Source organism: Mucilaginibacter sp. P5_A4, assembly GCF_056400605.1.
Genome location: NZ_JBFUKX010000029.1, coordinates 51,438 through 72,725, shown reverse-complemented (window position 1 = coordinate 72,725; position 21,288 = coordinate 51,438). Strand labels below are relative to the sequence as shown.

15 protein-coding genes are annotated in these 21,288 nt (G+C 40.7%); 10 read left to right on the top strand and 5 right to left on the bottom strand.

Annotated features, from left to right (window positions below; all coding sequences use genetic code 11):
- Positions 1-108: 108 nt before the first annotated feature.
- From AC1DQW_RS17315 to AC1DQW_RS17300, 4 genes are all read left to right on the top strand, one after another.
- Positions 109-924 (top strand): hypothetical protein, encoded by an 816-nt coding sequence (locus AC1DQW_RS17315; protein WP_477455237.1) that lies wholly within the window; start codon positions 109-111, stop codon positions 922-924.
- A 229-nt stretch (positions 925-1,153) separates the two neighbouring features.
- On the top strand, positions 1,154-4,816 hold the full coding sequence (locus AC1DQW_RS17310; protein ID WP_477455236.1) for a CheR family methyltransferase: 3,663 nt from the start codon (positions 1,154-1,156) through the stop codon (positions 4,814-4,816).
- Between the two features lie 134 nt (positions 4,817-4,950).
- Positions 4,951-7,560, top strand: coding sequence for a DNA mismatch repair protein MutS (gene mutS, locus AC1DQW_RS17305; protein WP_477455235.1), 2,610 nt, complete (start codon positions 4,951-4,953; stop codon positions 7,558-7,560).
- Between the two features lie 150 nt (positions 7,561-7,710).
- Positions 7,711-8,274: a C40 family peptidase gene (locus tag AC1DQW_RS17300; RefSeq protein ID WP_477455234.1), complete on the top strand. Its 564-nt coding sequence runs from the start codon at positions 7,711-7,713 to the stop codon at positions 8,272-8,274.
- Between the two features lie 922 nt (positions 8,275-9,196).
- Here the strand turns inward: AC1DQW_RS17300 and AC1DQW_RS17295 are convergent.
- Together AC1DQW_RS17295 and AC1DQW_RS17290 are read right to left on the bottom strand one after the other, a co-directional pair.
- Complete coding sequence (locus AC1DQW_RS17295) at positions 9,197-11,107, bottom strand: DUF3857 domain-containing protein (RefSeq protein WP_477455233.1); 1,911 nt, start codon at positions 11,105-11,107, stop codon at positions 9,197-9,199.
- Positions 11,107-13,086 carry a DUF3857 domain-containing protein gene (locus tag AC1DQW_RS17290; RefSeq protein WP_477455232.1) on the bottom strand — a complete coding sequence of 660 codons (1,980 nt, stop codon included), beginning with the start codon at positions 13,084-13,086 and terminating at the stop codon, positions 11,107-11,109. Before AC1DQW_RS17290 ends, AC1DQW_RS17295 begins: the two co-directional genes overlap by 1 nt.
- Positions 13,087-13,218: 132 nt before the next feature.
- On the opposite strand from AC1DQW_RS17290, the gene AC1DQW_RS17285 reads away from it, so the two are divergent.
- The gene (locus AC1DQW_RS17285) at positions 13,219-14,262 is read left to right on the top strand and encodes an exonuclease domain-containing protein (RefSeq protein WP_477455231.1); all 1,044 of its coding nucleotides are present in this window, start codon (positions 13,219-13,221) and stop codon (positions 14,260-14,262) included.
- 341 nt (positions 14,263-14,603) lie between these two features.
- Here the strand turns inward: AC1DQW_RS17285 and queG are convergent, their stop codons facing one another.
- Positions 14,604-15,533, bottom strand: coding sequence for a tRNA epoxyqueuosine(34) reductase QueG (queG, locus tag AC1DQW_RS17280; RefSeq protein WP_477455230.1), 930 nt, complete (start codon positions 15,531-15,533; stop codon positions 14,604-14,606).
- A gap of 156 nt (positions 15,534-15,689) precedes the next feature.
- On the opposite strand from queG, the gene AC1DQW_RS17275 reads away from it, so the two are divergent.
- Positions 15,690-16,055 (top strand): SpoIIAA family protein, encoded by a 366-nt coding sequence (locus tag AC1DQW_RS17275; protein ID WP_477455229.1) that lies wholly within the window; start codon positions 15,690-15,692, stop codon positions 16,053-16,055.
- Between the two features lie 25 nt (positions 16,056-16,080).
- Entirely contained in the window at positions 16,081-16,257 is a 177-nt protein-coding gene (locus AC1DQW_RS17270; protein ID WP_477455228.1) for a hypothetical protein, read from the top strand.
- 3 nt (positions 16,258-16,260) lie between these two features.
- Here the strand turns inward: AC1DQW_RS17270 and AC1DQW_RS17265 are convergent, their stop codons facing one another.
- Together AC1DQW_RS17265 and AC1DQW_RS17260 are read right to left on the bottom strand one after the other, a co-directional pair.
- Positions 16,261-16,944 (bottom strand): hypothetical protein, encoded by a 684-nt coding sequence (locus AC1DQW_RS17265; protein ID WP_477455227.1) that lies wholly within the window; start codon positions 16,942-16,944, stop codon positions 16,261-16,263.
- A 5-nt stretch (positions 16,945-16,949) separates the two neighbouring features.
- Positions 16,950-17,120, bottom strand: coding sequence for a hypothetical protein (locus tag AC1DQW_RS17260; RefSeq protein ID WP_477455226.1), 171 nt, complete (start codon positions 17,118-17,120; stop codon positions 16,950-16,952).
- Positions 17,121-17,256: 136 nt separating this feature from the next.
- Here AC1DQW_RS17260 and AC1DQW_RS17255 point away from each other — a divergent pair, with 136 nt between their 5' ends.
- From AC1DQW_RS17255 to AC1DQW_RS17245, 3 genes are all read left to right on the top strand, one after another.
- Positions 17,257-17,823, top strand: coding sequence for an acyl-CoA thioesterase (locus AC1DQW_RS17255; RefSeq protein ID WP_477408082.1), 567 nt, complete (start codon positions 17,257-17,259; stop codon positions 17,821-17,823).
- 149 nt (positions 17,824-17,972) lie between these two features.
- Positions 17,973-19,880, top strand: a complete 1,908-nt coding sequence (locus AC1DQW_RS17250; protein WP_477455225.1) for a tetratricopeptide repeat-containing sensor histidine kinase — start codon at positions 17,973-17,975, stop codon at positions 19,878-19,880.
- 246 nt (positions 19,881-20,126) lie between these two features.
- Complete coding sequence (locus tag AC1DQW_RS17245) at positions 20,127-21,206, top strand: fatty acid desaturase (RefSeq protein ID WP_477455224.1); 1,080 nt, start codon at positions 20,127-20,129, stop codon at positions 21,204-21,206.
- The last annotated feature ends 82 nt before the right edge of the window (positions 21,207-21,288 follow it).

Here is a 21,288-nt window from a genome sequence, read left to right as displayed (position 1 = left end):
GATGTAGACTTTGCGAAACTTAAAAAGATATACATTTCTGATAAACCCTAAAAAAATATTTAAATACAAAGTTTATTTCTATAAATTACGGACTTAACCAATAGCCTTATGAGACTTATTTTAACTTCTGTATTATTATCATTGTTTATTTATAGTAATTGTAAATCTCAACCCAATTACATGTTAAATCAAAATTTTCAAGTTTCTCAATTTTATAATAAAAAACCACTTGATTTCGGTACTTGCTTCTTTATTATCTACAATAATAATTATTATTTAGTAAGTAACTATCATATACTTTCCGGCATTAGTCCACTTGATGTAAATAAACACAGCAAGGAAGATATTCCTAGTCATTTACTTGTTATGCTTAAAAACCATTACAATAAACGAATTCCAATAGTTTTTAAGTTATTAAATGCAGATGGAAAAAGGTTATTTAAAGTACCTAAAAAGGATGAAACTAAAAGAATTATTGACATAGCTTTTCTTCCTGTAAACAAATCAGATATACCTAAGGAATTAATAATAAATCCATTAAATATATCACTTTTAAATGAAAGTTGGGTGCTAAACCCGAATTCATCCCTTTACACGTGTGGATTTAGAGGTGATGCGGATTTTGCCTTAACGAATCCTATCATTGACACGGTAAAATCCATTAACGATACCACATTTAACTATAAAAATAAATATATTTTTGCCTATTCAACTATTAGATTACATGGGGCATCGGGAGGGCTTGTTTATTATAAAAAAAATAATGTAAATATCCCAATTGGTGTTATTTCACAAGAAACAGTGAGTGAAGAAGCTTTTTATGTGCTACCTGAATTATTAAACATAAAAAGCCATAAACCTATTTACGAATTTATTTCTATGGGAGAAGTAAAAAGGCAGTTTTATAAATTATTTAACAAGTAATAGTTTTTTATAGAAATTGTTCAACGCAGAATTTATTCAGGATTCCTCAATAATCAGGTAAAAATATGATGGAGATCACCTTAACCAATAGCAAAACAATTGGTGTTGAATTAATGTTTTTTACTACAGTGTTATTAATGTACTTTTAACCAAAATAGTTGTATAAATTAACCTGCGAATATTTCGGGCTTTTTGCAGCTTCATAAAGCAGGTTAGCTATACAGCATTAATGAAAAAAGAGGGTAAGGAAAGTACTTCATCGTTACAGTTTCCGGTTGTTGGCATAGGGGCCTCGGCCGGTGGATTAGATGCAGTAAAATCTTTTTTAAAGGCCCTGCCGGCTAAGTCGGGCATGGCCTATGTTTTTATTCAGCACCTAAGCCCCAGTCATGAAAGTATTTTACCCGAGATATTACAAAAAGTAACGCCTTTTCCAGTTCAGCAGATCACTGATAATATTCATCTGGAGCAGGATAATCTTTATATTATCCCCGCCAATAWAATAGTAACAGCAACAGATGGCATACTTAAGCTTACACCGATAGATAAAAAACATAAAAAAAGTAATACAATTGATGTTTTCTTTTCTTCGTTAGGGGTTATTCATCAAAGTTATGCTGTAGGTATTGTGTTATCCGGCGCTTTAAATGATGGCACACTTGGCTTACAGGTTATTAAATCATACGGTGGTTTAACGTTTGCCCAGGATGAGGGTTCGGCCGCGTTTGACAGCATGCCAAACAGTGCGGTTAAAGCCGGAGTTGTTGATTTTGTTTTGCCGCCACAAAAAATAGCCGAGCAACTGATAGCCATCAACCACCCTTTTCATACAGAGTATTCCAACCGCGAAATTGCAGATACAATACCCGAACAGGATAACGAAACATTTAAGCAAATACTTACGGTACTGCGTGTTCGGCGCGGGGTAGATTTTACCTATTATAAACAAAGCACCTTAAAACGCCGCATTATAAGGCGAATGGCATTAAATAAAATTGAGCAGCCGGCTAATTATCTTGTTTTTCTGCGTGAAAACAAGAGTGAGCAGGATGCTTTATATAATGATATGCTTATCTCGGTTACCAACTTTTTCAGGGATGCGCAAAGTTTTGAAGTTTTGTGCCGCGAGATACTACCGGCACTGGTCAGCAAAAAAACGGCTAATGATGCGTTAAGGATCTGGGTGGCCGGATGCGCTACAGGCGAAGAAGCCTATTCAATGGCTATCTGTTTGCAGGAGCAGCTTGGCGACAAAGCCGCCGCCATGAAGATCCAGGTATTTGCCACCGATATTTCTGAAACTGCCATTGCAAAAGCCCGTACCGGCATTTACCGGCAAACCGAGGTGGAGGGTATTTCTTCATCCCGGCTGCAACAATTTTTTGTTAAACAGGATGGTACTTACCAGGTAAGCAAAGCCATCAGGGATATGTGTGTATTTGCCAGCCATAACCTACTTAAAGATCCGCCATTTTCAAAGATCGACCTGGTGAGTTGCCGTAATGTGATGATTTACCTGGAGCCCGTTTTGCAAAAAAAGGCATTGGCTACTTTTCACTATGCATTAAATGAGGATGGGTACCTGATGCTTGGTAAATCAGAAACCATTGGAACCAATACCGATATTTTTAAGGTATTTAATGGTGCGGAGAAAATATATACCAGGAAAGGGCCAATTGGCCGGTTTATGGCAGTAAATTCGCCTGGCCGGGAGCAAAATTTTAGGGAGATAGATAAAAACCTTCAAAAGGTGAGCACCGATAAGGATGTTTTTAAGATAGCCGATGAAGCCATGCTTGCCAGCTTTATGCCGGCCTCTGTTTTGGTAAACGAAAAATTTGATATCATTCAGTTTAGGGGGGCTACCGAAACATGGCTTATTCCGCCCATTGGTAAACCCAGCTTCAACCTGCTCAAAATGGCCCGTGAAGGCTTATCATTTGAATTGCGGAACATTTTACATACAGCAGCAAAAACCAACCTGCCTGCCCGCAAATTCGCTGTGTTTTTTAAAGTGAACGGCTTACAGCATTTTGTTAATTTACAGGCTATCCCGCTTAAAGATACCATTGAACCGTATTACCTTATTGTTTTTCAAAATGCCTCATCAACAGGCGTACAGCACGTTCCGGATGAGGTAAATCCTGCACGTGCCAATGCAAGCTATGATGAAAGCGACCTGCGTGTTGAACAACTGGAAAAAGAACTGGTACAGGCCCGCGCCGATATGCGCGCCATTACAGAGGAGCAGGAAACAGCTAATGAAGAATTACAAAGTGCTAATGAAGAGCTGCTATCCGGAAGCGAAGAACTGCAAAGCCTGAACGAGGAACTGGAAACCTCCAAAGAGGAACTGCAAAGCACCAATGAGGAGATCATGATCGTAAATAAGGAATTAGTGGACAGGAACGATCAGTTAAACAATGCCCGCCTGTATACAGAAGGTATTGTAAAAACCATCCGCGATCCGTTACTTATTTTAGACAGCGACCTGCGCGTAAAACGTGCTACAAGCGGATTTTATAACAAGTTTAAGCTTGATGAAAAGCAAACAGATGGTTATTACCTATACGAGCTTGGCGAGCGTCAGTGGGATATACCCGAACTTAAAGAGTTGCTTGAAAACATACTCCCCCAAAAAAAAGAACTGGAAGATTTTGAAGTAGAACAAGTGTTCCCCGCAATAGGAAAACGTTTCATGTGCTTAAATGCCAGGCAAATTGACAATGTAAATGGCGAACAGCTTATTTTGCTTTCAATTGAAGATATTACTGATAAAAGAAAAATTGAACAGGGACTGGCTGAAGTTGAACGCTTGTTAAACGAAAGCAAAGAACGGCTAAAATTTGCGGTCGACTCGGCAGGCCTGGGTACCTGGGATTATACTCCTCAAACAAAAGAGTTGATTTGGGATAAACGTTGCAGGGAAATATTTGGTTTATCACCAACAGCCAGCGTTAATGTATCTGCGTTTTTAGAAAAGATCCACCCTGATGATCTTGTCCGTGTGGAGAATAGCATAAACGAAACACTTCGTGAGCGGCATTCCGAAGAGTTTGATATTGAGTTCAGGACCATCCCTATCCAGGAAAAAATTAAATGGCTTAAAGCAAAAGGCCGTGCCTATTTTGACAACCAGGGCCTCTCCATTCGATTTATTGGAACCTTACTGGATATAACAGCTCAAAAACTTATTGACGAAGCTACCATGGAATTGTTGGGCAAAAAGGATGAATTTATTAGCATAGCCAGTCATGAATTAAAAACGCCGGTTACCAGTTTAAAGGCGATACTGCAAATTATTGAGCGCGCAACCCAGATGAAGGAGGAAATGAAACCTTTGTATGCCTTTGCACAAAAAGCCAATAAACAGGTTGATAAACTTACCGAATTGATTAAAGACTTATTGGATGTTACCAAGATCCAATCGGGAAAACTGGAATTAAGAAAATCAGATTTTATCCTGGAGGACTTAATAGCTGAATGTATGGACGAATTACAAAATAATTCGCCAACCCATCAGATCATATTAGAGGGTGAGGCCCGTTTGCAAATCTATGCTGATAGGAATCGTTTGGAACAGGTTTTAATCAACCTGATCTCGAATGCCATTAAGTATTCTCCAAAAAGCGATAAAGTGATCATTAAAACTGAAAAGTTGAATGAGGGGATCAAAATAGCTGTCACCGATTTTGGTATCGGCATTCCAACAGATAAGTTACCATTACTTTTCGACCGCTTTTACCGGGTTGATCAAAACTCTAAAAAATATGCGGGATTAGGATTGGGCTTATTTATTTCATCCGAGATCATCAAGCGGCACGAGGGTTATATTGATGTTGAAAGCGAAGAAGGCAAAGGATCCACCTTTTGGTTTGTAATACCAGGTTGATTGCGAACACCCATTCCCGCACCCCGCACCCCGCTCCCCGCACCTGATATCCACATCAACCCAACTTTTCCACAATGCCCTAAAACCGCAGCCAATGCATTAACTTTACCCGATTAACAAAAGGAGTAAACCGCTTGGCTAAAGATACTACCAAAGAAACCCCCTTAATGCAGCAATATAACGCCATAAAGGTGAAGTACCCCGGTGCTTTGCTGCTGTTCCGCGTGGGTGATTTTTACGAAACATTTGGCGAAGATGCCATTAAGGCCGCCGGTATACTGGGCATTGTACTTACCCGTCGTGGTAATGGCGTAGGTACGCATATTGAGCTGGCAGGCTTCCCGCATCATTCGTTGGATACCTACCTGCCCAAGCTGGTACGTGCCGGGCAGCGCGTAGCCATCTGCGATCAGCTTGAAGATCCCAAAACCACCAAAACCATTGTTAAGCGCGGCGTTACCGAGCTGGTGACACCCGGCGTGGCTACCAACGATAATATACTTAACCAAAAGAGTAACAACTACCTGGCATCGCTGCACTTTGAAAAAAATACTATTGGCATAGCCCTTATAGATATTTCAACAGGTGAGTTCCACACGGCGCAGGGTAACAGCGATTATATTGATAAGCTGCTGCAAAGCTTTTCGCCATCGGAGGTGATCTACCCTAAAAGCCGCACCCGCGATTTTAAAGACAACTATGGTGACCGGTTTTATACCTACGCCCTTGACGAATGGCCCTACAGCGGCGATTACGCTACCGAAACGCTGCTGAAGCATTTCGGCGTAAAATCTCTCAAGGGTTTTGGTATTGATAAGCTTAACCTTGGTATTATTGCCGCGGGGGTAGCCATACATTACCTTAATGAAACAGAGCACCGTAATCTGCAGCACATAAGCGCCATTGGCAGGATTGAAGAGGACAGGTATTTATGGCTGGATAGGTTCAGCGTACGCAACCTGGAACTGGTGGGCTCAACCAACGATAATGCCCTTACCCTGGTTGATGTACTTGATCATACCTGTTCGCCCATGGGGGCCCGCCTGCTGCGCCGCTGGATAGTGATGCCCCTAAAGGAGATTAAACCTATCAACGATCGTTTAGGCGTGGTAGAGTACATGATTGAGCATGAAGAGCTACGCGAAAGCCTGCAAAACTACATCCGCCAGATTGGAGACCTGGAACGGCTGATCTCTAAGATTGGTCTGCAAAAGGCAAATCCCCGTGAGGTTAGTCAGCTTAAAAAAGCACTGATGGCAATCGGCTCTATTAAAAAAATAGCCGAAACATCAGAGAGTTTACCATTACGCGCCATAGGTGAGCAGCTAAATCCCTGTGTGCTTATCTGCGAAAGAATAGAACGTGAGCTGCATCCCGAGCCGCCGGTGATGATTGTGAAAGGCTCGGTGATGAACGAGGGAATCAGCGAGGAATTGGACAGGCTGCGTAAAATAGCTTTCGGCGGTAAAGGTTACCTGCTGGAGATCCAGAAACGCGAGGCCGAAGCTACCGGGATCCCGTCTTTAAAAGTATCATTCAACAATGTATTCGGCTATTACCTTGAAGTTACCCACAGTCACCGGGATAAGGTGCCTTCGGAGTGGATCCGTAAACAAACGCTGGTAAATGCCGAGCGTTATATAACCCCCGAACTAAAAGAATACGAAGAACAGATCCTGGGAGCCGAAGAAAAGATCCTGGCGCTGGAAACCCGCCTGTACAACGATCTGCTTTACTCACTTGCCGAATACATTAAGCCGATACAACTTAACGCACAGCTGATAGCCCGTTTGGATGTGCTGCTTAACTTTGCTACCATATCCATTAAAAACTACTATGCAAAGCCCGAGATGAACGAAAGCCGGGTGCTTGATATTAAAGGAGGGAGGCACCCGGTTATTGAAAAGAACCTGCCGCTGGGCGAGAGTTATATCACCAATGATGTATACCTCGATTCGGAAACACAGCAGATCATCATTATTACCGGGCCCAATATGGCGGGTAAATCGGCCCTGTTAAGGCAAACCGGGTTAATTGTGCTGATGGCCCAGATGGGTTGCTTTGTGCCGGCCAAATCGGCTTCTATAGGCCTGGTAGATAAGATCTTTACAAGGGTAGGGGCATCAGATAACCTTTCATCAGGCGAATCAACCTTTATGGTGGAGATGAACGAGACGGCCAGTATCCTCAATAACATATCCGACCGGAGTTTGATCTTGCTGGATGAGATTGGCAGGGGCACATCAACCTATGATGGTATTTCCATCGCATGGTCAATCGCCGAATACCTGCATAATCACCCGGCAGCCAAAGCTAAAACCCTGTTTGCCACCCACTACCATGAACTGAACGAGTTGAGCAATACTTTTAACCGCATCAAGAATTTTAACGTATCGGTAAAAGAGGTTGGCCAGCAGATCATTTTCCTGCGTAAGCTGGTACCGGGCGGCAGCGAGCACAGCTTCGGGATCCACGTAGCCAAATTAGCCGGGATGCCGCAAAAGGTATTGAGCCGGGCCAACGAAATACTAAAAAAACTCGAAAACGAACGTACCGGCGGCGAGCATATCAAAGAAAGCATCCGCAAGGTGCAGAAGCAAGCCGTACAGATGCAGATGTTCTCAATAGACGATCCCGTACTGGTAAAGATCCGCGATACGCTGAACAACCTTGATGTTAACACCTTAACACCCGTAGAAGCTTTAATGAAACTGGATGAGATTCAAAGGGTGATAAAAAGTTAGATGCTTGTAATTTGAAAATTTGGTGATTTGAAGATTTGAAAATCAGGAAGGCCTCATTTTCAAATTGACAGATATTCAAATTTTCAAATTGTGTGGATATGTTAAAAACATCCGCCTTATTCACTCGCGCTTAAATTCTATTTTTACCGCATGACCAAACATCGCCTTCTTTTATATTGCTTCGTTTTGTTTTTTTTGCCGGTAATTTTTACCTCCTGCCATTCGCGCAAAGCTGCGATGAGGGGGCAGCCGGGTGAGGTGGTGAAGCCAAATGCTGATATTGCATCCAAATATGCCGAAATTATGGGCGTAAGCAAAAGCGATATAGAAAACGGCAGGTTATATGCTTTTATCGAACAGTGGATGGGCACTCCCTATAAATTTGGTGGCCTGGATAAAGACGGGGTTGATTGCTCTGGACTGGCTTTTCTTTTGGAGCAGCAGGTGTATGGTATTACCATTCCACGCATGACGAGCCAGCAAATTACTGTTATCAAGCGTAAATATGAGGACGAATTAAAAGAAGGCGACCTGGTTTTCTTTGATTTTGATGGCAGGCAGTTTAGCCATGTTGGAGTATACCTTCAAAACGGATATGTGGTTCATGCCAGCTCAAGGCGTGGGGTTATCATTGTAAAACTGCGCGATCCTTCTTTATACAAATACTTTTCCAGGGCGGGCTCCGTTGATGAGGTAACTGTGTCGACTAATTAGTGAGTGGTGAGTGGTGAGTGGTGAGTGGTGAGTGGTGAGTGGTGAGTGGTGAGTGGTCTATCAAATTGGGGGAGGCAATTTAGTCTTTTGTCCTTAATCTTTCCGTCTTTGCTCCTTAATCTACCTCTCTTTGCTCCTCATGATGTAACTAATTTATTTTCAGGGTGTCTTTTGGTTATCGATATGTATTTGTAAGTTTATATATCAGTAACTTAATTTGTTATGCCAGCTTTAAAACTTTGGCTATTCAATTCACATAGGTATTGCGCAATGCTTTTTGTGGTTGCTGTAACTGTGCTTGTTTCGGCCTGCGGAAGTATTAAGAAAACTGAAAAACCAGTGGTTAAACCCGATTATAACAATACGGCAAACAATATCCATAACACTTAGAAGCTGTATTAGAACCCAACAACACTATGTCATTGAGAGCTAAAATCCGGGGACTCTGAAGGGGAAATGACGTTTTAACGGGTTTGTCATCCTGAACGGAGTGAAGGATCTATTCGCAGACTGTACAGGGCGAAGAAGCATGGCGAATAATAGATGCTTCACTTCGTTCAGCATGACAAAAGGCTTTTTTGCAAACACGTCATGGGTAGCGCAGCTTAGTGCCGCAACGACATAATTCTAATGTATTGATTATTAATGCTGTTTTTGTAGAGACGCATCACATGCGTCTCCCACATGCAAATCGAACCTGGCGGGAAGCGCATGTGATGCGCCTCTACAAGAGCTTCGATGATGTCAATAAATATTTAAAAGTGGTTATTACAAACTGCATTAAAAAATGAATATTTTTGCATCCTTATGTCAAATCAAAAAGAAGAATACTCATTTTGGACAAAGTATAAAAAATTTGCAGGGAACGAAATTTTACTGTACCTGGTCATGATCATTGGTATCATTCTCGGTATTGTAATATTTAGTTATTTTTAACCAGGGTTACGTTGCTGTTATCCGTTTCGCTTATGGCCTGGTAAAAGTCGACAAACTCCTGGTACAGATCTTTATTGTAAGTGCCGTCAATTACCTGCAGCTTGCGTTTATATACCAGCTGATCGCCAAGTATTATGGTCGAAACAGAAAACTTTCCAAAGGGCTTTTCTATGGATATACTTGCTGGGCGCATATCAACATGGTAACCTTTAGGCAGGGTATACCTAATTTCGTCTTCATCGGTATAGCCCCTGTTTATATATAAAGCGTTACGCCTGTTACGTACTTCGCGGGGTGTTCCTCCTGTCCGGTTAATGGCATTAGCTAAAAAATCTATCTTACCGTTGTTTGCCGATCCATAATCGGGCGCGCTTAGCTTTATAGTTTCTGTAGCTACCGGGTTCAGGCTTTTATCCTGTTTAAATTCAAACTTTTCAATTTCGAGATTATTTATAGGGTATTCCTTTTGAAGGCTTTTTACCTGCTCTTTTGGTGCTTCCTGGATAATATATTCACGGTTTTCATACTGTGTGCCTTTAAACGTGGTAAGCATATCGCCTGTTAACATCCCATCAGCATTTATGCTGAAACTGGCTTTGCAGTATTGCAGGTTATCCTGGGCTGTGTATTTAGGTGTATGCAGCAATTTACCGCCATCGGGTGTGCAGGCTAATACATAACGATCATCGGTAAAATCACTTAAAAAGCCGAAAGGTATTTTCTGGCTTGTGCATTCCAGGAAAGTGGTGTCGTTTTTAAACGGCAGGCACAGTATAACGTGGTCAAACTGGTTCATGCTGGCAAAATCAGTTAAAGGGCTTTGCTTGCGCGAGCCCGACTTTACAATACAATAGTAAGCGTCGATATCAACCGCCTTAAGCAGCGCCTGGGTATAATTTACCAATGCTTTACAGTCGCCATAATTTTGCTGGTCCACATCGCTTGCCAAAAACGGCTGGTACCCGCCTATGCCAACCTGTACACTTATATAGTGTGTTTTGCCCTGCATGTACTCATAAATTTTTTTGGCTTTCAATTTAGGATCGTTAATTCCGTTGGTGATCTCCTTCATTCTGTCGATAGTTGATCCCGGGAGCGCTGTACGACTGACCAGTAATTTATCATAGATCCATTTACCCATCCCGTTCCAATCATTAAATGATCCGGGTACGCCCAGGTATTCAAATTTTTCGGGAGCTATTTTTACCCTGCTCAAATATTTATCGTGATTGGGGCTGTATGGCTCTTCCTTTATGGCCTTTAAATTTGTTAACTGCCAGGTGTATGTGCTTTCTCCCTGCTTATTGGTGCCTATAACTACCTTAACAGGAACATTTAACTCTTTATACCTGATCCTGAAATCGGGCTTACTACTAAAAGTATAAGTGCTTTTTTCAACGGCAACACCTGTTGAGGAATTGGGTACCCAATCGGCGAAGTTGAGCGATTGCTTTGATTTTATGTCGTATTCATAAGCAACGGTATAGGGATAATCGGTAACTGCCGGGTTAAAATGTTTAACCTTGGTATCATCAAACAGTGTCGACCGGCTCACCGCGTCAACATCCTCAAAGTCGCTTTCAGAAAACTTACTTATCGGTTTGCCAAACTGGTTGTATACTATTCCCTTTATACCTTTTATAATATTGGCTTTGTCATGAAACACAACTATTTCGGCTTCTTCGGCGCCATTTTTATTTAATATAGTTATGGCCTGTTTTATATGGTAAAAAGTATTATTCAAATCTTTTACTTCAATATTAAGCTCTTCATTGCGTACAACGGCGCCGGCGTAGGGCAGCAGATCTTTAGGTATCAGCGATACGTCATAGTTTTCCTGCGCACCGGCGCTTATGCTTAATGCCAGGATTGATAACAGCGTTACAAGTACTTTCATTATTTTTTCTTGAAAACCATATCGGCTTTTTCGGTAAGGATGATCTTATTATAAAGCTCTTTTAGGTAAGGGTATTCTTCCGAAGTGTAAACAGGTTTGGTAAACTTTATTATGCTTGAGAATGTGAAGGCGCTGCCAAGGCTGTCAAAATTACTCGCATACATACCACCGTTTCCGGGCATTTTAAATGCAACAGACTGCGGCGGGGTTTCAACTGTATAAGCATCGGGCAGGTGCATATTTAGTATTAAACGACTATCTGATGCCATTCCCCAGTCAACCGGGTAATCCCTTTCGGCAAGCTTAAATGGATTGGTTGTTATTTTATCCCATAAAAATGGGTTAAATACCAGTCGGCTATGGTTCATGTTATCAAACGCATCAATTTCAACCTCAAAGGTTTCTCCAAGCGGCATATCCAGGCTATCCAGGTTTGAAATACTTGATTTCAGGATCTTTAGCTTTGGCAATTTTTCGTCCTGGTTTTCTACGTATTCATCAACCGAATTGAATTTTTTAATGGCTTTACGTTTTAAATAAGCATCGTAACCCGAATAATAATTAGTTATGGTGCCTTTAAGCTTACCATTATCAAGCAAAGTAAGATCAAGTGATTTTGTCGACGACTCCTTCTGTAACCCATTTAATTCAATCCAGTATGATGGTTTATCCAGACTGATAACCCGGCCTTTATCATTAAGGCATTTGAGGGGTAGGAGGCCAAATGATAACAAAGGATCGGTAGCATCAAGCAGGTAACTTTTATCGCCAATATTAACTTTGGCAACTATATAATTAAAATCATTAATTACCGGGTAAAGCATGTTAATATTGCCATTATTGCGGGTTGATAGTACAACCGCCTCTGTGTTTAGGTCTGCTGCCCTTAACGCTGCAGCCAGGGCCAGGTTAATATCGCCAATGGTGCCGGTATGCGCCTCATACGCTTTTTTTATACCATCCGGACTGTAAATTGTTGTAATATCATTCCATTTAAACCATTTTTGCAGGTACGCATAAATTGCTTTCGCTTTTTCCAGTTCATCTGTTTTTCCGGCAATCACGGTAGTTATCCTATCCTTCATCAGTTCTTTGCGCTTAAATTGCGAACCAAAAAACTCATCTGTTTTAAGCTGATGTTCAATATCTTTCCAGGTTTTTGAAACAACTGTTTTTGCGCTGGTGTACGGGTTGGTCCATTCAACCTCATCAAAGTAAATGGCGGCTAAAAAATTCTTAGGCGAGGTCATATAGTCTTCAGATACAAAGGCGGGGATATCTTTCATTTCATAAGTGATGTGCGAGCAATCACATTTTGCGCCATGGGATGAAAAGCATTCGCGTTCAAGCTCCGAAGTGCTGTTTGATAGCTTTAAACTGCCACGCAGTGATGCATTAAAAACCCAAAAAGCTGGAATATGCACCTCATATTTTGAATGCTCTTTTGGTAATTCATCCTGAAAATCCCAATTTCTAAACTCATTAAGGTAAGGCGATGTAAGCTTATACCTGAAATCGATAACGCAACCCGGCCGCAAACCCGGCAAGGCAAATTTTACGGTGCTTCGGTATTTGTAATCTTTTACAGTATATACTTTTTTAACATCAAGGGGGGCGCTGCGCATAAGGCCATCATCGTCGCGATAGTATGTAGTGCCAACTATCTCGTCAACCTCTTCTGTTGTTTCGTTATTACTACTATGGTGAATAGGTATTTCAATAGTACCACTTTCAAGGCCGTTTGTATCAAATATTTTGATGCGGGCATGATAATTAAAAATCAGGCGTACATGATCATCACTTACTACATCAATCCTGCTTTTGCCAAACTCGTTTAAAAACAAGGCGTGGGCCGATGTATCTTTTGCGTATTTTTTTAGGTCGAGGTCTTCGGTGGTTACACTTTCTTCAAAATCCTGAGCCTTTACAAAGTGTTGAATACCAATAAATAAGATAATAATAAGTAGGTTTTTTTTCATACAATAATTGCAATAATTAGGGTGGTATCAATTTAATACATAAAAATGAATTATTAATTAAATTAAAAAATTTATTGTGCTGATTCTTTTTAAGACATTTGCGACCTTTACAGTATTACTGAATCATTTACAATGAAACTAAAATTAAAACGCCCGCTGGCCTTTTTCGATCTTGAAACTACGGGTACCAATATAGGAGCCGACCGGATAGTTGAAATATCAGTTATTAAGCTTCACCCTGATGGTAGTGAAGAGGTTAAAACATGGCGTGTTAACCCCGGTATTCCAATTCCATTGGAATCATCGTTGGTACACGGTATTTATGACGAGCATATACAGGACGAGCAGCAATTTAAAGCCCTTGGCAACGATATAGCCGAATTTATTGGCGATAGCGACCTGGCAGGGTACAACTCCAACAAGTTTGATATCCCGATGCTGATGGAGGAATTTTTACGCGCCGGCGTTTCGTTTACTTTGGATGAGCGTCATTTTGTGGATGTACAAAATATATTTCACCAAATGGAGCAGCGTACACTTAAAGCTGCTTACCAGTTTTATTGTGAAAAAACGATAGAGAATGCTCACTCGGCCGAGGCTGATACCCGTGCCACCATGGAAGTGTTGCTGGCGCAGATTGAGCGTTATGAAAATATGCAATGGGAAGATAAAAAAGGCAATGTTACTACTCCTGTTGTTGGTGATGTTGAGGCGCTGCATAAATTTACCAACCTGAGTAGGCCTGTTGATTTTGCAGGCCGGATGGTTTACAATGAACAAGGGGAGGAAACGATAAACTTTGGCAAGCACAAAGGCAAACGGGTAGAGGATGTACTGAATGCCGAGCCAAGCTATTATTCGTGGATGATGCAGGGCGATTTTCCGTTATATACTAAACGCAAGCTCGAAGAAATACACACCCGCTGGAGCGCTAAAAAGAATGCTGAGCGCCAGGCAAAAAATGCTGCACAACATCAGCAACAAAAATCAGTTGAGCAAACTCAGGCGCCCAAGTCAGAAGCGCCAAAAACTGACTACCCTAAAAAGGAATTCCATAAACCGGATCATACCAAAACACAATATCCACCCAAACCTTTTAAAAAGAAGGACGAACCCGCCCAACCCGTTAATGACGATATGCTGGCACAACTGGCATTGAAATTTAAGAAGGGGTAGTTTGCTTAGATATGAGATTTTAGATATGAGATTTTTTTAATTGAAATTTTGTAAATTTGTATATAAATAAGCCGGGCGATTATCTTGAAGGATAAACGCCCGGCTTGTTTTAGAATATGAAGGCTCGTAAGATGTTGTTTTATGGTAACTGTCTTATTTTGAGATAAATAAGTATTATTAAGAAGCTGTAAAAAGATGCTCAAAGGAGTGCAGCAGGTATAGATAAAGTGATTCAAACGGTGCCGGAAAGGTGCACGAACGGTGTGTTAAAAGAGGTGCTTTTTGTTGGATATATTTCCACCAATTTCGCAAATAAATTCCCTGCAGATGACCACTCGTAGCTATGATTTCAGGAAATCTATATTCCTTTTTAAGCCGGTAAATTTGGTACGCTTTACAGCCGAGTTTTTGAATACCTTTTGAAAAACATCCTGGGTGATTTCCTGCCAGTCAGCAGCTTTCAGATCCAGCAGATCGGGGTGGGGATTAAAAGCCGGTTCGTTGTTTAATATCGAGAAACGGTTCCAGGGGCATACATCCTGGCAGATATCGCAACCAAACATCCAGTTATCCATTTTGCCTTTAAATTCCGCGGGGATCTCGTTCTTAAGTTCGATGGTGAGGTAGGAGATGCACCGGCTTCCATCAACCACGTAAGGGCCAACTATGGCATCAGTAGGGCAGGCATCAATGCAATTGGTACAGGTGCCGCAATGGTCGGCAGTAGGGGCTATATCATATTCCAGTTCCAGGTCGATGATGAGTTCGGCTAAAAAAAAGAAGGAGCCGTTTTTTTTGTTTAAAAGATTAGAGTTTTTACCTATCCAGCCCAGGCCGGCCCGTTTGGCCCAGGCCTTATCCAGTACCGGTGCCGAATCAACAAATACACGGCCCCCCACTTCACCAATCTTCTCGTTAACAATCTGTAACAACTGCCTTAGTTTATCTTTTATAACAGTATGGTAATCTATCCCATATGCATATTTTGATATTTTGGGTGCCGAGGGATCAGTCTGTTTATGATCTGTATAATAGTTAATGCCTAATGAGATCACAGATTTTGCACCATCCACTAACAGGCGCGGGTCAAGGCGTTTATCAAAGTGGTTTTCCATGTATTGCATTTCGCCATGCATGTTCTTTTTTAACCATGATTCTAAACGGGGAGCTTCTTCTTCCAGGAACCCGGCTTTTGATATTCCRCAAAACAAAAAACCAAGCTTTTGGGCTTCGTTTTTAATCAATTGACTATAAAGCGTCCTGTTTTGCATAACAATTACAAAGATACTATAAATTGGAAGCCAAAAGATGAACCTATTGCCAGGTAAATTACACTTAAAACCCTGTTTATGTATGAAAAAAGGCTGTTTTTGGTAATTAATGGTGTGATTTTTGTGTGAATTATTGTTAATATATAGTATACATAAATGCTCGAACACTTAAAATATCTGCCGAAAAACATTTTAGGTATACATGCCGTTGGCGTGATGACTAATAAGGACTATAAAGAAGCCCTTGAGCCGTTGCTTGACGAGCATATAAAGGAAAATGGAAAAATAAATTTTCTGCTGGTATTGGAGACAGTAATAAAAAACTTTGAAGCCGGTGCCTGGTGTGGAGATATTGGTATTGGCCTTAAATACTTTACCAAATGGGGCAAACTGGCTATAGTTACTGATCAAAATGGGGTAAGAGAGTTTAGCCACCTGTTTAAATACATATTACCGGGTAAGTATAAAGGCTACCAGTTAGAAGACCTGGATGAGGCTATCAAATGGATCACGGAGAAATAATTAAAGATAATTAATATATAAAGTCATGAAACCCATCGATAATAAAAATGATGATTCGGATTTGCACAATGATGAAATAGGAGAAAATACCGGGGAAGATACCCTGCTTGCCGTGCAAGCCAAACTAAAACCCGGCGAAAAGGTTGAATACGAGGTAGAATCATCAAACAAAGGGAAAGGCCCGGCAGGGGAGGATTTGTAGGTATTAAAACATCAAAGTCCCGTCGTTATCAATAAAGCATTTTATTAATAGCCGGCAACCTATGGGTTCACCATTCAGCGTTGCAGGTATAAATACCTTTTCTTCTTCGTTTAAAGCGTTGATATTCATATTGAAGGTTTTTGAGAAGTTGCCGCTGTAAATACTCACTTTAAAATAAGCCAGTCTGCCACCCGGGCTAACCAGTAATTCAATAACTGCCATAGAAACATCCCGATTGATATCCATCAGGTTTGCCGGTAACTTAAATAATTTTAAATAGGGAAGGTATCCATAGTATCTTCCACCTGCTTTAACCGGCTTGGTGGTATGATCGGTATCGGCCAGCTGTTTATCTACAAAATAACGCAGACTCGAGGTGGTATCCTCCGGAGCTTCATACAAAAGCTCCTTTTTGGTGTAATCGTAATTCTGCAGTAAACGGCCAGCAGGATCGTAAAAATGCCATATGCCAATTTTAAGATCTTTATCAAACTGACCGCTTGCTATCGCTATTTTTCTGTTATACACAGCCTGGTACAAACCCTGCCTTGTACTTTTGTCGCTTTTTAACACATGTAGTTTTTCTGTAATATGATCATTAATTCTATGACTGCGTTCAACAGTTTCCTGTGCATGTGCGGCATTCATAAAAAAAAAGAAAACAATTAGCAGGATAATATTTTTCAAGTGTATTATTGATTTTGGGTAAATATATAACAGGTTGTTATCAATATCAAACCCATCGCGCTAAAATCGGTTTCTACCGCCGCCCCGCCATTGCGGCCATTACCGGGCGGCTTTGCTGGGCAAATAGTTGTAAATGATAGCAAAAGTGTAAAAGTGACCGATAGCTGTTTTTTCATAGTTTAGGAAAGCTACCCTATGGACCATTAAGGTTTAATGAAGTTTTATCATGTAATACTATTGTTGCAATAATGTAATACGCCTGTTGCATTAATAGTACGGGATGCTTAAACTTGTAACCACAATTCTTATTACATGACAGCCCACTTCGATCAATCTGATTATAAAACGGTAAGTTTTTCTGAAACTACTATCACCGAACTTATGATCCCTTCTTATTCCAATTTTGGTGGAAAGATTCATGGAGGGATTCTGCTGTCGCTTATGGATAAGGTGGCTTATGTATGCGCCGCTAAACATGCAGGTAATTATTGTGTAACTGCATCTATTGATACAGTCGATTTTTTGCACCCTGTTGAAGTGGGCGAACTGGTATCATTAATGGCTTCGGTTAACTATGTAGGCAATACATCATTGGTAGTAGGTATCAGGGTTATATCAGAAAATATCAAAAATAGCTCTGTGAAGCACACAAACACCAGCTATTTTACCATGGTAGCCAAAGACGATAATAATAAGCCCGCTAAGGTTCCCGGATTGATATTGGAACAACGTGAGCAGGTAAGGCGATTTATAGAGGCACGCCGTCGTAAAGAAATTAAGCAAAGTTATATGAAGGAAGTGGAGCAAATAAAAATGCCCGATAATTATGAGCATTGTATTCAGATGCTTGAGGGAGAAAGATGTTTGGTGGCCGGATAAAGAATAAAGATTAAAAAAAGAAATCATCCAGTTAGTCAGCTAACGGATTTGAATTCCATAGAACAGGTCGGCTACAAGCCGTACAGCCTTGCACGTGAGATGAAACAAGCTCCGGCATAACAAAGCATATACCCCAACTCCCTAAATAAATGAGGCGAATTTTTAGCCAGTTACTATTGTTAGCGCTTATGTGCAGGGTAACCTATGCACAAAAACAAATTTCTAAAGAATTACCGGCAACTAACGCGGCTACAAAAATATATGTAGATAGGCTAAATATAACGGCAGATGATATATATGTACGTAATCCTGATTCTGCAAGGCGTATGGCCGAAAAAGCTTTGCTGCTTTCCGAAAAAATAAAGTACGATTATGGTATAGGCTATGGGTTTTTAAACCTGGGGCATGTGTATTGGTCACAGTCATATTATCCAATAAGCTTGTTCTATTTAAACAGGGCTTTAACTATTATTCCAAAAGACAGGCATGTTCTGTTAGCCGAGTGCTATAATTCTATTGGGCGTACATATCTCGAACTTAAAAACTACAATGAAGCTATCCGTAATTTAGATATTTCTTTAAAATATGCCGGCGCCAATACAAAGATGCTGGCAGAATTTTATAGTGAAAAAGCCTTGCTTTACATCAGAATGCATAATTATGATAAAGCAACAACAGCCAGCATGCTGGCTTTAAAATTTTGTAGCATGATTAATGACTTTGGAAATATAAATATTATATACACCCGCCTCAGCTCAATTCAACGCCTTCAAAACCAATTTGAACGGTCAATAGCGTATGATGATACCGCTATCAGGATGAGCTTTAAAACCAATAACAAGCGGCTACGTGCCAAAACATATATTGAATATGCTTATAACTACAACGGGCTTAAGCAATTTGATAAAGCAATTGAGTATGCGAAGAAGGGTGCGGCCTTGTCAGATAGTATAGGTTTGATGGATGGGTTATCGGATGCATATAAAACCTTAATGTTCAGCTTTGAACAAAAAAAAGACCTGGCAAATGCCCTCGCCTATCAAAAAAAATACAGCACCGGGTTGAATAATCTTAACTCAACCAGCAAAATTCGCAATACCGAACTAATTCAGAATTACTTTGCCCTTAATACCCGGCTTAACGAGATTGAGACGATTCAGTATAAGGCCAAGGCAGACAAAGAAAAGATTCATTTTCAAAGTATTACTATCCTTACACTTATATCATCATTGGTTGTGGTGCTTATTGCTTTATACATCACTTTTTACAATTATAACCAAAAGAGATTGCTGAGTAATACACTGCACAGGCAGCATGAAGCCCTGGTAGTTCAAAAAGACCTGATAGCCGAGCAATCCGCAAACCTTGAGGCAGTAAACAAGTTAAAAGATAAACTATTGGCCATTATAGGGCATGATCTGCGTACACCTTTTGCCAACCTCCGTAGTATTATAGGTTTATTTGATAATAATAATTTAGATCTTGAAGATATGCATGGCCTGATGAAGAAAATGGAGCCGGTTATAAAAGGGGCCGAACTTATATTATCCAATTTGCTGGAATGGGCGGGAAGCCAGATCAGGGGTATAAATATTAGTCCATCCGTTATCGATATACATTCCATAGGAGAAGAGATGGCACAAACCTATAGTTACCAGTTGCTCCAAAAAAACATCAGGTTTCAAAATGCGGCTATTGCCGGCCACTGTGTAAAGGCCGATGAAAAGCATATTAAGGTGATTATGGGTAATCTCATCAGCAATGCAATAAAGTTTACCGATAATAATGGCGCTATAACCCTGAGCAGCACCGTTAACGATAGGGAACTTATTATCAGCATAAACGATACAGGTAAAGGTATTGCCACGGAACAGCAGCTCAAATTATTCAGCCTTAATTCGCGTTTTACAGAAAACGGTACTATGGGCGAAGTGGGCACAGGCATAGGCCTGTTTTTGTGTAAAGAACTGGTAGAATTTAATGATGGCCGCTTATGGGTAACATCCCAGGTTGGCAGGGGCAGCACCTTCAGTTTTAGCCTTCCGTTGGCCGGCTAACAAAAAATATTCCACTTTTTGTTTAACTAATTAACAAGTTATTGTATCCTAAATAGTAAGTATTACGTAGAAATACTAAAATATATACTTTTTGATAAGTAATTTAATTATTAGGAAAGCGTTTTAAGGTTGTTGGTGGATTTGGCAAACTCATCTAATTTCTATAAAATGATGAAATAGTAATTTTTTACTATCTTGTGACAATAATTTCATGCCGTATCAATTCAAATTAATCCTGATTATTTAATGGCTTTCTTAAACACAGTGCTCGAACCACCTTCATACGGTTGGGCAGATAAGGATGGTAACCTTATAAAACCTACCAATTCAACAATAGTAAAAGAGTTTTTTTCCAGGCTTAATGTGTTTAAAGATAAAAAGAACTGGCTCTCGTTTTTAAGCTGGTTCCTGGTACTTTGCTTAGCGCCAATCCTGTTTTTGTTCATTTTTAAATATTTTAGTATCACCGGGCTCATAGTAGCTTTTGTTTACAGCATGATCATCATGGGTACGCACGGCACCATATGGCACCACCGGTATTGTACGCACAATGCTTATACTTTCCGTAATAAATTCTGGCGCTTTTTTACACAGAATCTTACACTTAAAATTATCCCCGAGGAGATCTATGCCGTATCGCACCACGTGCATCATGCTTTATCCGATCAGCCCGGCGATCCATATAACGCCCAGGGCGGTTTTTTGTATTGCTTTTTAGCCGATGTTAATCATCAGCCCATAGCCCGCAATATGAGCGAGGCAACCTACAAAAAATGTATTAACTTAATGAAGCATGTTGGTGTAACACCAAATACTTATAAACAATATCAAAAATGGGGCACCATTGCCAACCCATACCGTACCATTGCGGGTATTATTCTTAACTGGGGTTTCTGGTTCGCGGCATTTTACTGGTTGGGTAGCTTTCCGCTGGCTTGCGCTGTATTTGGCTCGGCTGGTGTGTGGGCTGTGGGCGTACGTACCTTTAATTACGAAGGCCATGGTAAAGGGGAGGATAAACGGCGCGATGGTGTTGACCATAACCGGGAAGATATGTCGATAAACCAACTATGGCCGGGTTATGTAGCCGGCGAATGGCATAATAACCATCACCTGTATCCTAAAAGCGCCCGCTCGGGTTTTAAGCCTCACCAATTTGATCTGGCCTGGTGTTATATAAAATTGATGAGCACGTTGGGTGCCGTAAGTTCATATCGGGATTCAAAAAAGGAATTTTTATTAACCTATTGTTCTAAAGCGCCGGTTGTACAGCTAACAGCGGTTAAGTATGCCGAGGTTAAGCCCCTGATGGTAAGAGCGAAGTAATTTAAAAAAAGCCGTGCCGTATTATAGTGGTAGGCAAGTATATAGTGATAACCCTAAATGTGGGCCGCTTCACTGTATTCAT